The organism is Nonomuraea sp. NBC_00507 (assembly GCF_036013525.1).
In the GTDB taxonomy this organism is placed as follows: Bacteria; Actinomycetota; Actinomycetes; order Streptosporangiales; family Streptosporangiaceae; genus Nonomuraea.
Genome location: NZ_CP107853.1, coordinates 7,339,965 through 7,352,929 on the forward strand (window position 1 = coordinate 7,339,965; position 12,965 = coordinate 7,352,929).

Below are 12,965 nucleotides of genomic sequence, written 5' to 3' on the forward strand. Positions count from 1 at the left end.
AAAAAGAGTTCGATCAGAGCTATTGGAAGGTGTATTCCTGGCGGTCGAAGTCCAGCGTCCAGGCGTACTCGGAGAGGAAGGCCTGCGAGATCAGCCCGTCGATCCTGACGCCGCCGAAGTCGGACCACGGCGCGGTCCTGCCCGGTGCGACGGACAGAAGGTGCGCCGGCTGCTCCAGCGGTCCCAGGCGCAGCGGGTGCGGCGCTGTGAGATGGGTGGCCGCGAGATCGGCACGGGGGATGCCCCAGGTGCGGTACTGGGACCTGGTCGCCAGCACGGCCGCCTGCCTGATCCTGCCGTGGTCCTCGATCAGGTGCACCAGGCCGGAGTCGACGAAGAAGGTGAGATCGCGCGGGCCGTGGCCGCCCTTCGCGAACATGAAGTGGTCGGCCCAGAGGCAGAACGGCACCCGGACGCCGTCCGGCGGAGGGTGGTGCCCGCGCGGGGCCAGGAGGAGATGACCGGCCGGTACATCGATGGTGGGCAGAAAGTGCCGCAGCAGGCAGGTGCCCATGATCACGATGTCCTGAGGGCCGGTCAGCGTGGGGAGGACGTCCACCGGCACGTTCGTCAGCGCCACGCCCCCGAGGTCCAGCTCCCGGACGAGGCCGGTGCGGACCGGCGTGCGGGTGACGCCGTGGAAGCGGCGGCCGGCCGGTACGGCCTCGACGCCCATCGCCGCCGCCCGCTCCAGGCCCATCACCAGGAACGCGCCTCCGGTGTCCAGGTGGATGAGCGTATGGCGCCCGTTCAGCGTGCCCTCGACGGCCGGCAGGTACGGCGCCAGCGGATGGTCGGCGAACGGCAGCGTGACGGGCCCGTCCGCCTTGACCGTCATCGGGTGGTCGCGCCGCAGCGCCAGACCGGGCGGAAGGCGCCGGCGGCGTAAGTGCTCGCACGCCTTGTCCACCCGGTCCAGGTGCACCAAGGCGTGCGCCATCGGCATGTCCAGCGCACGCGGCGGGCGCCGGAGCGCCTGGTAGCGGGCCAGCCCCCGCTCGAACCGCCCGCGCACCAGGTCGGCCAGGACGAGTAACCGCTCGGCGCCACGGTGCGGTCGCGCCAGGCGGGCGGCCTCGTCCACGTCCCCCGATCGCCAGGCCCGCCACGCGGCGCGGTGCCGTGGCGTGATCATTCCGGCTCCGTCTCGGACGGTGGGGCGGGGTCGTCGACCCCCGGCGAGCCGGGGCCGACGTCGAGGGCGGCGGACAGGATGGCGAGGAGCGGGATGAGGGCTCGCCCCACGATCTCGTACGTGCCGCGCCGCGGCTGCCGGATCAACCCGCCCCGCTGCAGCTCGCGCAGGTGGTGGTACAGGTGCCCGGTCGAGCTCTCGGCGCCCAGCGCGTCCTGCAGCTCGGCCCGCCCGCGCGGCCCGCCGGCCAGCGCCGCGAGCAGCGCCAGCCTGGCCGGGCTGCCCATCGACTCCAGAGTCGCCGCCGCGGCCGTCCAGTCGGCCGCCATGAGGTCGTCGACCTGGTGCTCGCCGGTCCACAGGAACTCGAACCCGCAGATGAACGCCGCCCCGCCGTACGCCACCGTGCCCCCAGTGCCGCCTTCCGCGGCCTGGTTCCGATAGTGGTGCACCAGGTCCAGCGCCGCCGACCCCACGCCCCGCCGTCCGACGTCGGGCGTGCCGGCGGGCGCCGCCGCCTGCTGCTCCAGTTGATCCATCCGCCGCTCCAGCGCGGCCAGACGCTCCTCCACTGCACCACCTCTCGTGTTTCCGGAATTACGGAAAAGCGTACGTATGTCGGTAGCGGAACGTCAAGGGGCAGCTGCTGCACGAGCTCGCCGACCATCTTCTTCCGCGCGCTGATCAGCGGCGAGCCCGTGGACCGCGAGCTGACCCGGCGCCTCGTGGACCACGTGATCATCCCGCTGGGAATCCCGGCCCACCCCGCACGCGAGCGTGATTCCGGCGCACGATAGAAGAAGGGCCATGCCGTTCAACCCCTACCTCGCCGACAAGCTGGCTTCGGTGCGTGGCCTGTCCCGGGAGGACCTTGCGACCGACCCGGCGGCCCAGCGGAAGATGACCGACTATCTGCGGGATCCGGCGGAGTGGACCCTGCCCCCGGACGTGGTGGTCGAGGATCTCTTGATCGCCGGCCCGCACGGCGACATCCCCCTCCGCACGTACCGGCCGCGTGACACGACTGCGACCCTCGCCCTGCTATGGGCGCACGGCGGCGGCTTTTCCGGCGGCGACCTGGAGATGCCCGAGGCCCACGTCGTGAGCGCCGAACTGGCCGCCCGGGCCGGCGCCTTCGTCGCCTCGGTCGGCTACCGGCTGGCCCAGAACGGGGTGCGTTACCCCGTACCGCTGGACGACGTCGACGCGGCCTGGCGCTGGCTCACGGCGGAGGCCATGCCAGGCGGGCGCGCCGCGCTGGGCGGCGCCAGTGCGGGAGCGGCCCTCGCCCTCGCGACCGCCCTGCGCGCCCGCGACCGGAGGTCGGCGGACCTGCTCCTCCTGGCCTATCCCTTCGCGCACTACCCCAACCCTGCCCTGGACGACGCGACCACCGCCGAGATGGCCACGTTGCCCCCGTTCATGCGTTTCCCCACGGCGGCGATCGAAGGCATGGTCCGCACCTACGTGGGCCGGATCAGCGACCTGCCACCCGACGCGCTCCCCGGCGCCGCCCGCCTCGACGGCCTGCCGGCCACCCACATCCTGCTGTCCGAGTACGACGACCTCCGAGCCTCCGGCGAACTCCTCCAACGCCAGCTCTGCGAAGCCGGCGTCCCGGTGAGCACGTTCCTGGCACGCGGAATGCCACACGGGCACCTCAACCGCACCCCGTCCCTCCGCGAGGTGGACGCCTCGCTCGACTACTTCGCCGCCGCCCTCGGCACGCTCTGACCGCCGCCTGGCGCGGCGCCGGCCATGGTCGACGGCTCGTACTTACCGTGCGTCGGTTGGGGTCGCCGTTGCCGCTCACCCGCCGTGGTGAGGGTCACCATGTTGCGCCTTCGGTCATCCGGGTCCGGCGTGCGCTCGACGAAACCCTGCCCGGCCAGTTCGTCGATCGCCGCCACGACATCGCGGTCCATGGTGCACCGGCGGCCGAGCTCGGCCGTCTCCGTGGAGACGGCGTTGCGTGACGTGCGTCGGCGGATCGGTCCGGGTCCCTACCTGGACACTGTCACTTCGATGCGAGCCGAAGTGACAGTTCCCACGTCATCGAAGTTTGGCAGTGCCCAACCGAAGTTCGGGTGTCGGAAGGTGCGTCGGCTGGGAACTAGGGCTTCAGAGGTTTGACGCATTGCCCAGTGATCTGGTTGTTCGGAAGGAAGCAGATGAGCGACACCCAGGACAACGCCCCCGCCAGCGCGCAGGGCGTGGATCGGATGGCGGCGGCCGGCTTTCCGGTCGCGCATGACTCCGTGACCGCGCATGGCAGTGAGAGCGAGAACCCGGCCATCGACTCGCCGACTCCGAAGACCGCCGGTCGTCCGCGCACGAACCGGGACTGGTGGCCCAACCAGCTCGACCTGTCGGTGTTGCGCGCGCACTCGTCCAAGGGCAACCCCCTGGCAGAGGGCTTCAGCTACGCCAAGGAGTTCGAGAAGCTCGACGTCGAGGCCCTCAAGCAGGACATCATCGAGGTGCTCACCACCTCGCAGGACTGGTGGCCGGCCGACTTCGGCCACTACGGCGGTCTCATGATCCGGATGAGCTGGCACGCCGCGGGCACCTACCGCATCCAGGACGGTCGCGGCGGGGCCGGCGACGGCGCTCAGCGTTTCGCCCCGCTCAACAGCTGGCCCGACAACGCCAACCTCGACAAGGCCCGCCGGCTGCTGTGGCCAGTCAAGCAGAAGTACGGCCAGAAGATCTCGTGGGCCGACCTGCTCGTGCTCGCCGGCAACGTCGCCCTGGAGTCGATGGGTTTCAAGACCTTCGGCTTCGGCTTCGGCCGCGAGGACGTCTGGGAGCCGGAGGAGATCTTCTGGGGTCCGGAGGACGCCTGGCTCGGTGACGAGCGGTACGTCACCGACACCGAGATGGTGCCGCACTTCGGCGCTACCGAGATGGGTCTCATCTACGTCAACCCGGAGGGTCCCCGCGGCAACGCCGACCCGGCTGCGGCGGCGCATTTCATCCGCGAGACCTTCGGGCGGATGGCGATGAACGACGAGGAGACGGTCGCCCTCATCGCCGGCGGGCACACGTTCGGCAAGACCCACGGCGCCGGCGTCGCGGACGACCACGTGGGGCCGGAGCCCGAGGCCGCGCCGCTGGAGGCGCAGGGCCTGGGCTGGCTGAGCAGCCACGGAACCGGCAAGGCCGGTGACACGATCACCAGTGGTCTCGAGGTGACGTGGACCGACCGGCCGACGCAGTGGAGCAACCGTTTCTTCGAGATCCTCTTCGGCTACGAGTGGGAGCTCACCACGAGCCCCGGCGGCGCGAAGCAGTGGGTCGCGAAGGACGCCGAGGCGATCATCCCGGACGCCCACGACCCGTCGAAGAAGCACAAGCCGACGATGCTCACGACCGACCTGTCGCTGCGCGTCGACCCGACGTACCAGAAGATCTCCCTCCACTTCATGGAGAACCCCGACGAGTTCGCGTCGGCCTTCGCCAAGGCCTGGTACAAGCTGCTGCACCGCGACATGGGTCCGGTCAGCCGCTTCCTCGGACCGTGGGTCGCCGAGCCCCAGCTGTGGCAGGACCCGGTGCCGGCCGTGGATCACGAACTCGTGGGTGACGCCGACGTCGCCTCCCTCAAGGCGAAGGTCCTGGAGTCCGGGCTCACGACCGCTCAACTGGTCTCCACCGCCTGGGCTTCCGCCGCGAGCTTCCGGTCCACCGACAAGCGCGGCGGCGCCAACGGCGCCCGGCTCCGTCTCCAGCCGCAGCGCAGCTGGGAGGTCAACCAGCCCGAGCAACTCGCGACGGTCCTGGGCACCCTCGAGGGCATCCAGCGCGAGTTCAACCAGGCCGGCGGCGCGAAGATCTCGCTCGCCGACCTGATCGTGCTGGCCGGCTCGGCCGGCGTCGAGAAGGCGGCACGCGAGGCCGGCGTGGAGGTGACGGTGCCGTTCCGCCCGGGCCGCACCGACGCCACCCAGGAGCAGACCGACGTCGAGTCCTTCCGGGTCCTCGAGCCGCGGGCCGACGGGTTCCGCAACTACCTGCGTTCCGGCGAGAAGACCCAGCCGGAGGTGCTGCTCGTCGACCGTGCCTACATGCTGAACCTGACCCCGCCTGAGATGACCGTCCTGATCGGCGGCCTGCGTTCCCTCGGAGCCAACTTCGGCGGTACCCAGCACGGCGTCCTCACCGACCGGCCCGGCGTGCTCACCAACGACTTCTTCACCAACCTGCTCTCCCCGGGCGCCCGCTGGAAGGCATCGGAGTCCGAGGAGCATGTGTACGAGATCCGCGACGTGGCCACCGATGAGGTGAAGTGGACCGCCACCGCGGTCGACCTCATCTTCGGCTCCAACTCGCAGCTACGAGCCCTCGCGGAGGTCTACGCCAGCCAGGACGCCCGCGACTTCGTGGCCGACTTCGTCGCAGCCTGGACCAAGGTCATGGAACTCGACCGGTTCGACCTCGCCTGACCCATCTCCACCCGACGAGCCCGGTCGAGCCACCGTGATCGGCCGGGCTCGTCCGCCACGGGCACCGCGCTCGGCGAGGGCGGTGCCACACCAGTTACCTGCCGGCGTGGCCCGCCTCGCGTACACCGCCCAGGTCCTCACCGAGGCCAACCGCCTATACTCGGCCTTGCTCCTCATGCGCGCCACCGTAACCCCGACGACGCTGGGCGGCGCCAGCCTCCCGCCGGCCGGACATACTGATCAGCCCCTACGTGATCCATCGCGACCCGCGCTTCTTCGACGACCGCTTCGACCCCGGCCGCTGGGAGCCCGGCCCGCGCCCACCGCATCCCGCGCAAGGCGTTTCTGCCGTTCGGCGCGGGCCGCGAAAGCGACAGGTCGGCACCGGAAATCTTGAGCGCCTCGCAGCGCGCACGGGCGGGCGAGCCGTGGGCCCCGACGACGCCGCCAGGGCATCGGGCCCGGCGACCCGTGGCAGGTCGCCGGGCCGGTAACCGGTGGTCAGCTCGGGATTGCGCTGCCCTCGCAACCTTTGCCGATCTGGCCCGTCTCGAAGTACCGCACCACGTCGGCGGCGCACTTGGGCACCCGGGTGGTCGACACGTGCACGTCGTCGGCGACCGTGTAGACGGTGCCGCCGATGGCGCGCCGTGTCTGCAGCGTCCAGTCGTAGACGGACATGAACTCGTGCAGGTGCCCCGCCAGCACCAGTGACCCGCTGCTCCGCTTCAACGTGGCCTGCTGCACCGGCAGCGGCCAGCCGGGACACATGACAGGCGGTCCCCAGGACCGGCCGGTCGCCGGATGGCGCTTCACGAGCTGCTGGTAGTCACGCCAGGCGGTGTCGAAACCGGCCCGGCTGCTGTCCTCGTTGCACGCGACGGCCAGGTTCATGGTCCTGTTCAGTGTTTCGGGCGCGCCGGGCACGGGCGTCCCCATCATCGGTGCGCCGAGCAGCTCCTTGACGGTGGGCGGGGCGGTGGTGCCCGTCGCGGTCCGCAGTTCGGCCAGCGCCTTGCCCGCGCGCACCCACTCGGTCGAGTTGCGCCTGGCGAGGTCGGCGACGGCCGAGCCGTCGATGGGCCGCTGCAGGTCGGTGTAGGTCTTGGGGCTCTTGTCGTACGCGCGGACCAGCTTCGCCACCTCCTCGCGCACCTTCCGTGCGGTGGCACCGAGACCGTAGGTCCCGTCGCGGCGGGCCAGCCAGGCGGCCATGCGCCCGAAGTTGCGCTCGGCCGCCTCCGCGCTGTCCTTGGCGTGCTCGTCAATACGGGTCCACGGCGGCGCCACGCTGTCCAGGAAGGCCCGTCCGGTGTGCCCGGGGAACAGGCTGCGGTACACCATGCCCAGATAGGTGCCCCAGGAGAAGCCGAGCAGGTTGAGTTTGCTCTCACCCAGCGCGGTCCGTACCAGGTCCAGGTCCTTGGCCACGTTCTCGGTGGTGAGCTGTCCGAGGAAGGCGGGGTCAGAGCGTCCGCACTTCTGGTTGGCGGCGACCTGGGCGTCGTATATCTTCCTGGCCGCCTCCTTGGTCAGCGTGCCGGGCTCCTGCGGGCCGTTTGGCGAGAAGGTGCAGGCGACCTTGGTGCTGTTCCCGACCCCGCGCGGGTCGAAGCCGATGATGTCGTATCGCTTGTTGAGCCCCGCCATCTCCTCGTTCCTGAGCGCGGCCCGAAGGACCGGGTCCAGGTATCCGCTGTTGCCCGGCCCGCCCGGCAGGACGGCAACGGCGCCGAGCCGGTGGGCCTCGTCCGTGGCGGCCAGCCGGGTCACCGCGATGTCGATCTTCCGCCCCCTGGGGTCACGATGGTTCAGCGGGACGCTGACCGTGCCGCACTCCAGGCGCTTCATCAAGGAGTGGAACGCCGCAACCTTGTCCTCCGCCACTCCCATGCTCCGGATCACCTCATCGGAGTAGGCCGGGCAGGATTTCCACTGCACGGACGACACGCCGGAGCTCGAGCTGGGGGTCGCGGTGGCGCTCGCCCTCGCGACGACGGTAGCGGTGGCGCCCGCCGCGGAAGGATGCGCCGCCAACCCCGCCAGCGCCAGTGCCGTCAGTGAAGTTCGGTACGTCATGCGGATCAGTAGTAGAGCGGCGGTTGTTTCCTTACCGTTTCTATGAGGATGGTCGCCCGCCCTACGCAGACTCTCAAGATCCACGCCAAACTGTCGGGATCGATGGGTCCAGACAGCGGCTGATGGGCAACCACCATGTCTGGCGTCGATGGACATGACAGCGGGACTTGCGGCCGACCTGGGCACTGTCATTCAGGTCAGCGTCTAATCAGGGCCACCGAACGACATTCAAAGTGACAGTGCGATCCGAGTGTGGTTCTAGCCACTGCCCTGCGCGGTCGAAAGCACTGCACCACCTCGCCCTCCGGCTCCTCTCGGATTCGTGGCGGTGGGCCGCCCGAGAGTTTCAGGTGGGTCGTCACGTGATGCGGCGCCAGTAGGCGAGCTGGTGGCTCGTGCTTTTGACCACACGCGGCGGGGACTCAGGTTGCGGCCAGATCTGCAGCAGGTAGCGGTCCACGACGGCTTCTTCTCGGGCCAACATATTCACCTTGTTGCCCTCGTCCATGTTCACGCCGTGATAGCGCAGCCGATACCACCCCGGTCCTGAGGACAACTTGGGTAGCAGGTGATCTCCTTCGCCTGACCATTCGGCTATGCGGAGCCATTCCGACTGGGCCCGGTAGCTGATCTCCACGATGTCCTCGTATCCGTCGGTGTCCGCTCCCGGTCCTCGTCAGACACGACTACCGAGAAGCCGACCGGACCGCTGGCCAGGCCCGTGGTCAGGAGTGCTTTGCCCTCCTCCGCTGACACCCGGATTATCCCCACGGGATGCTCAGGATGGTCAGCAGGACGGTCCTCCAGGGCCGGAAATTCCTCGTATCCGTCGACGGAGCTGACATTTCCCATGGTGCCCACACCCCTCAGAGAGAGCGATATGGCGCACCTGCCCAGCGCAGCCGTGACCGCATTCCTGACCTCGATCGCTCATCCCCGCCAGGTCCGTCGTCACCGATCCGCCTCCCGACTGTGCCTTGATTCGTAGCCGGCCCTTCTCCGGTGTCCGTTTGATGGCTGTCCGAGCATTGATCTTTCTGGGTGAGCGGAGGGCTCTGTCGGGCACTCCCGGTCAGATGACGTTGACGGCGTCCAGGAGGCGGGCGGCGAGTGCGGCGTCGCCGGTGATCGTCACATCGCTGTCGCGCCAGGACGACCGCTGTGTGCCCCAGTCGGGAAAGGTCAGTGCGGGGGCGGTGACGTGCGCGGCGACCGGGCCGTCGGACGGGGTCAGGACGCCCGCCTCGTCGATCCACCACGTTCCGCCGCCGGGGCCGGTGAGGGTCAGGGCGACGCGGGCGTCGAGCCCGGGGACTGGCGCCTGCGCGACCTGGTTGCTCAGCACGGCGATCATCCAGGTGAGGACCGCCCGCATTCGATCGGCGTCGGTGGGCGGCACGGGCCGGCCGAGCGCCGGGGCGATGTCGTGGCGCAGGTGGGTGTGGTGGTCGAAGACGAGGGCTCCGCCGATCATCAGGCCTAGGGGGTAACGACCGAGTTCGGCGAGCGGTACACGCACTCGGGTGATGGGCGTGCGCCGCACGACCTCGAGGAGCGTGGTGGCTCGCCGGCCGGCGAGCTGGTACTCGGCCATGACCCGCGCCCGGCTCCAGTCGCGTCGCCGGGCGACCGGGTCTTCGTTGAACTGTTCGAGACTCGGGGCCAAGGCCGTGCGCAGCCCGCCGGGTGTGCAGAAGCCACGCGCTGTGGCGCCGATGTGGGCGACGACGTCGGCGATGCGCCATCCCGCCGCGGCACTGGGTGCCGTCCATTCGCCGTCGCTGAGGCTGGTCGTGAAGTCGAGCATCTCGGTGCGTTCCGCGCGGAGGGCGGCGACCATGTTCCGCAGGTCCGCTCCGGGAAGGCGCTCGGTCATGTCGTCTTCCTCTCTTTGGTTTTCCGTGGTTCTCGGGTTTTCTGCGGGGTTTTCCGCGGTCGCCGAAGACAGCGGCGGGCCTGGTGTCGTTCTGGCTCGTCGCGCTGTGGAGGCCGGCGGGGCCGGGCTTCAGGCCGGGCGGCGGATGGCTCCCACGGCCGCGTCGTAGAGGTCGAACAGGTCGACCTGTCCGCCCAGGCGCGCCCACTCCTCGTTCGCTGCCTGGAGGCAGGTGATCGCCGCGGCCGCGATCGCGCGCGCCTGCAGGGCGCGGCGGTCGGAGTCGGGCAACCGCGGCTCGATCAGCGGTGCGAGCAGATCCTGCCAGCGACCCTGCTTCTCGGCGTGTCCGGCGCGCAGGGCGTCGTTTCCGAACAGCAGCGTGATCATCTCGAGCCGGCGCTCGGCCGTCATGTCAATCTCTTCCAGCACCTGGAACGCCGCGCGCAGTGACGCCCAGACGTCCTCGTCGGCCGGGCGCTCGGCGAGCCGCGCGGCGATCAGCTCGCCCTGTTCGGAGAGGCCGCCGAGCGCGAGGTCCTCCTTGTTGCGGAAGTAGTTGAACAGGGTCCGTCGGGAGACACCTGCGGCGGCGGCGACCTCGTCGAGCGTCGTGTCGTCGTACCCCTTGGCGGCGAACAGCTCGATAGCGGTCCGGGCGAGCAGGGAGCGGACCACGCTGCGGGTCTGCTCACGCAGAGATGCCGGTTTCTGGGTCATGCACAGATGGTACGACACTTCATGAAATGAATCAATTTGCACCCAGTGCACAAATGTGCGTAGGGTGTATGGCGTGACCAAGATTGATTACCGCCACCAGACCACGATCGTCACCGGGGCCCGCTCCGGTCTCGGCGCGGAGTTCGCCCGCCAGCTGGCCGGCCGCGGCTCGGATCTCGTGCTCGTCGCCCGCCGGGCGGACCGGCTGGAGAGCCTGGCCGGCGAACTCACCCGCGCCCACGGCGTCACGGTGACCGTCATCGCCCGCGACCTCGGCCTGCCCGACGCCGGCCGAACGCTGCGCGCCGACCTCGAATCCCGCGGCATCCACGCCACCGGGCTCGTCAACAATGCCGGCTTCGGCACCCACAACGCCCTCACCGACGAGGATCCGGACCGACTGCAGAGCATGATCGCGCTCAACGTCAACGCCCTCGTCGACCTCAGTCGCGCCCATATCGAGCCACTGACCTCCGCCGGCACCGGCGTCCTGATCAACATCGCGAGCCTGCTGGGCTTCCAGCCGATTCATGCGCCCGACCCGCCGCCACATCGCTCTGCACATGCGTTCCGGCAGCAATCGCATCGAGTATCTGCCATTATCGTATGATCGTTTTACTTACGTTCGTAAGACAATGGAGAGGGTGGCGTCGGATGGCAAGTGGTCTCTTGGAGCGATCGGCTCGGCGCTACGGATGCGTTCCAATGACTGTGCAGTCAGACAGAGAGCATCATGACTGGGCGCGTTTGTCGTGTACAGCCGGTTCGTGCGCGGGAACGAGGGTTGGCATGCCTTGCAGCCGTGTCCGGCTGCTCGAAGGTGAGCGTCAGCTCGGCATCCGGTTGAATCTGCGGACGATGCGGTCGAAAGATTCGGGCCGGAACGACGCGGTGTAGCGCGCTGATGCTTGCGGCCGTCGAGCCGGCGGTGCGCCGCAGTTTCGGGTTCCGGTCGGTGGCCGCCGCGACGATCACCTTGGCCACGACGGCGGGATCGTCGCCGCCGCTGGTATTTTTCGCCAGCACCTCGTCGAAGGTGCGCCGTCCCGAAGCGTAGAGCGGCAGTGGGGTGTCGGCCTGCACGCTGTGGGCCCCGAACGGCGTGTTGATCGGGCCGGGCTCGACGAGCAGGACCCTGACGCCGTGCTCGCGGACCTCGTGGTCCAGCGACCCGGAGTAGCCCTCGACCGCGTGCTTGGTTGAGACGTAGACGGCCATGAACGGGCTGGGGACGAACCCACTGAGGGAGGAAACGTTGATGATGCGTCCGCGCCGTTGAGCGCGCATGTGCGGCAGGACCGCCTTGGTCATCCGCATGACGCCGTAGACGTTGATGTCGAAGACGTCCTGCGTCTGGGTGACGGAGAACTCCTCGGCGGCGCCGGTGGCGCCGACGCCGGCGTTGTTGACCAGGACGTCGATGTGCCCGAACCGGTCGATCACCTGCTTGACCACTGAGGCGACCGATTCGTCGCTGGTCACGTCGAGGTCGAGGTAGGTCACGCCGGTGGGTGCGGTGACTCGCGCGGTGTTGCGGCCGGTTCCGATCACCTGGAAACCCGCGTCGGCGAGTGCGATCGCGGCCGCTTTGCCGATGCCGGAGGAAGCGCCTGTTACGAGCGCGACCTGCCGAGTTGCTGTCATCACGGGCTCCTGAAGTTTTGAATTACGTTCGTACGACCATATGGTGCAGTGGCTTCGAGGGCAAGGCCTTCTGGAAATTAAATTATGATCGTACTCTGAATGGGGTGCGGGACGAGGACCACCAGCGGGCCCGGCGGGATGAAGGAGGATGCGGCCCCCGGCCGGCTGCCGCGCGCAGCCGGCTGTGGGGCCGCACCGGGCAAACCGGCCCGGTCGGGCGTGCGGGCCGCTACGGGGCGATCGGCTGACCCGCGGTCGGCTTCGGCTTGCTGATCTGCCCTTCGGCGTCGACCACGACCACCTCGACTCCCTCAGCCGAGAACGGGGCCAGCGCGTCTTCCGGGGCGCCGGCGTCGGTCACCAGCGTCCAGGGCCGGGGCAGCTGAACCCAGGCGTGGAACGGACGTCGCCCGAGCTTGGCCGCATGCGCCAGCACGTAGGTCTTGTGGGAACTGCGGGCCATGAGCTCCTTGAGCCGGGTCTGCTGGAGGTCGGCCTCGCAGATCCCGCGGTCGGCGGTGACTCCGTCAGCCCCGAGGAAGACGCGGTCGAACGACATCCGCTCCAGACAAGCCTCGGTGGTGGGGCCGACGAACCCCTGGCTGAGGTGGCGCAGCCTGCCGCCGAGGCACTCCACATGGAGGCCTTCGACGTCGTCGAGCTCCTTGAGCACCGTCAGGCTCGTGGTCGCGATCAGGAGCTGGGTGCTGGAGCGCAGCTCGTGAGCCAGCGCCGCGACGGTCGAGCCGGCGTCGAGCAGCACGGACTCCCCGGCTCCGATCTGCTGGGCCGCCCATTTGGCGATTCCGCGTTTGGCCTCGAAGGCGTCACCGACGCGCTGGCGCAACGAGTCCTCGGGGTGGGCGACGACGGCCATCGCGCCGCCGTATGTGCGGGCCAGCAGCCCTTGCGCGGTCAGCCGGGCGAGGTCACGGCGGATGGTGGAGGGTGTCACGGCGAACGTCGAGGACAGCTCTTCGACACTGGCCAGACCGCTGGTCGTGGCCAGGCGCACGATCTCGGCGCGCCGACGGTCAGAGTTCCTGGGCAACGCTCTTCCTTCTCG

The 12,965-nt window shown here is 69.4% G+C and carries 12 protein-coding genes; 3 read left to right on the forward strand and 9 right to left on the reverse strand.

Annotation, left to right across the window (positions count from 1 at the left end):
* Positions 1-19 precede the first annotated feature (19 nt).
* Together OHA25_RS35270 and OHA25_RS35275 are read right to left on the reverse strand one after the other, a co-directional pair.
* Positions 20-1,135, reverse strand: coding sequence for a retropepsin-like aspartic protease (locus tag OHA25_RS35270; RefSeq protein WP_327581233.1), 1,116 nt, complete (start codon positions 1,133-1,135; stop codon positions 20-22).
* Positions 1,132-1,707, reverse strand: a complete 576-nt coding sequence (locus tag OHA25_RS35275; protein ID WP_327581234.1) for a helix-turn-helix domain-containing protein — start codon at positions 1,705-1,707, stop codon at positions 1,132-1,134. Before OHA25_RS35275 ends, OHA25_RS35270 begins: the two co-directional genes overlap by 4 nt.
* 235 nt (positions 1,708-1,942) lie before the next feature.
* On the opposite strand from OHA25_RS35275, the gene OHA25_RS35280 reads away from it, so the two are divergent.
* Positions 1,943-2,869, forward strand: coding sequence for an alpha/beta hydrolase (locus OHA25_RS35280; RefSeq protein ID WP_327581235.1), 927 nt, complete (start codon positions 1,943-1,945; stop codon positions 2,867-2,869).
* On the opposite strand, the gene OHA25_RS35285 is transcribed toward OHA25_RS35280, so the two are convergent.
* On the reverse strand, positions 2,839-3,126 hold the full coding sequence (locus OHA25_RS35285) for a MarR family transcriptional regulator (protein WP_327591086.1): 288 nt from the start codon (positions 3,124-3,126) through the stop codon (positions 2,839-2,841). The genes OHA25_RS35280 and OHA25_RS35285 overlap by 31 nt on opposite strands.
* A 180-nt stretch (positions 3,127-3,306) precedes the next feature.
* Between OHA25_RS35285 and katG the strand changes: the two genes are divergently transcribed.
* A complete protein-coding gene (katG, locus tag OHA25_RS35290) occupies positions 3,307-5,580 on the forward strand; it encodes a catalase/peroxidase HPI (protein ID WP_327581236.1) in 2,274 nt (757 codons plus the stop codon).
* A gap of 501 nt (positions 5,581-6,081) precedes the next feature.
* On the opposite strand, the gene OHA25_RS35295 is transcribed toward katG, so the two are convergent.
* From OHA25_RS35295 to OHA25_RS35310, 4 genes are all read right to left on the reverse strand, one after another.
* A complete protein-coding gene (locus OHA25_RS35295; protein ID WP_327581237.1) occupies positions 6,082-7,659 on the reverse strand; it encodes an alpha/beta fold hydrolase in 1,578 nt (525 codons plus the stop codon).
* Positions 7,660-8,017: 358 nt separating this feature from the next.
* Positions 8,018-8,296 carry a hypothetical protein gene (locus OHA25_RS35300; RefSeq protein ID WP_327581238.1) on the reverse strand — a complete coding sequence of 93 codons (279 nt, stop codon included), beginning with the start codon at positions 8,294-8,296 and terminating at the stop codon, positions 8,018-8,020.
* 435 nt (positions 8,297-8,731) lie between these two features.
* The gene (locus OHA25_RS35305; protein ID WP_327581239.1) at positions 8,732-9,535 is read right to left on the reverse strand and encodes a maleylpyruvate isomerase N-terminal domain-containing protein; all 804 of its coding nucleotides are present in this window, start codon (positions 9,533-9,535) and stop codon (positions 8,732-8,734) included.
* A gap of 129 nt (positions 9,536-9,664) precedes the next feature.
* Positions 9,665-10,255: a TetR/AcrR family transcriptional regulator gene (locus OHA25_RS35310; RefSeq protein ID WP_327581240.1), complete on the reverse strand. Its 591-nt coding sequence runs from the start codon at positions 10,253-10,255 to the stop codon at positions 9,665-9,667.
* A gap of 64 nt (positions 10,256-10,319) precedes the next feature.
* Here OHA25_RS35310 and OHA25_RS35315 point away from each other — a divergent pair, with 64 nt between their 5' ends.
* Positions 10,320-10,865 (forward strand): SDR family NAD(P)-dependent oxidoreductase, encoded by a 546-nt coding sequence (locus OHA25_RS35315; RefSeq protein ID WP_327581241.1) that lies wholly within the window; start codon positions 10,320-10,322, stop codon positions 10,863-10,865.
* 107 nt (positions 10,866-10,972) lie between these two features.
* On the opposite strand, the gene OHA25_RS35320 is transcribed toward OHA25_RS35315, so the two are convergent.
* Positions 10,973-11,899 (reverse strand): oxidoreductase, encoded by a 927-nt coding sequence (locus tag OHA25_RS35320; RefSeq protein ID WP_327581242.1) that lies wholly within the window; start codon positions 11,897-11,899, stop codon positions 10,973-10,975.
* 229 nt (positions 11,900-12,128) lie between these two features.
* Entirely contained in the window at positions 12,129-12,950 is an 822-nt protein-coding gene (locus tag OHA25_RS35325) for a DeoR/GlpR family DNA-binding transcription regulator (RefSeq protein WP_138718968.1), read from the reverse strand.
* Positions 12,951-12,965: the final 15 nt, after the last annotated feature.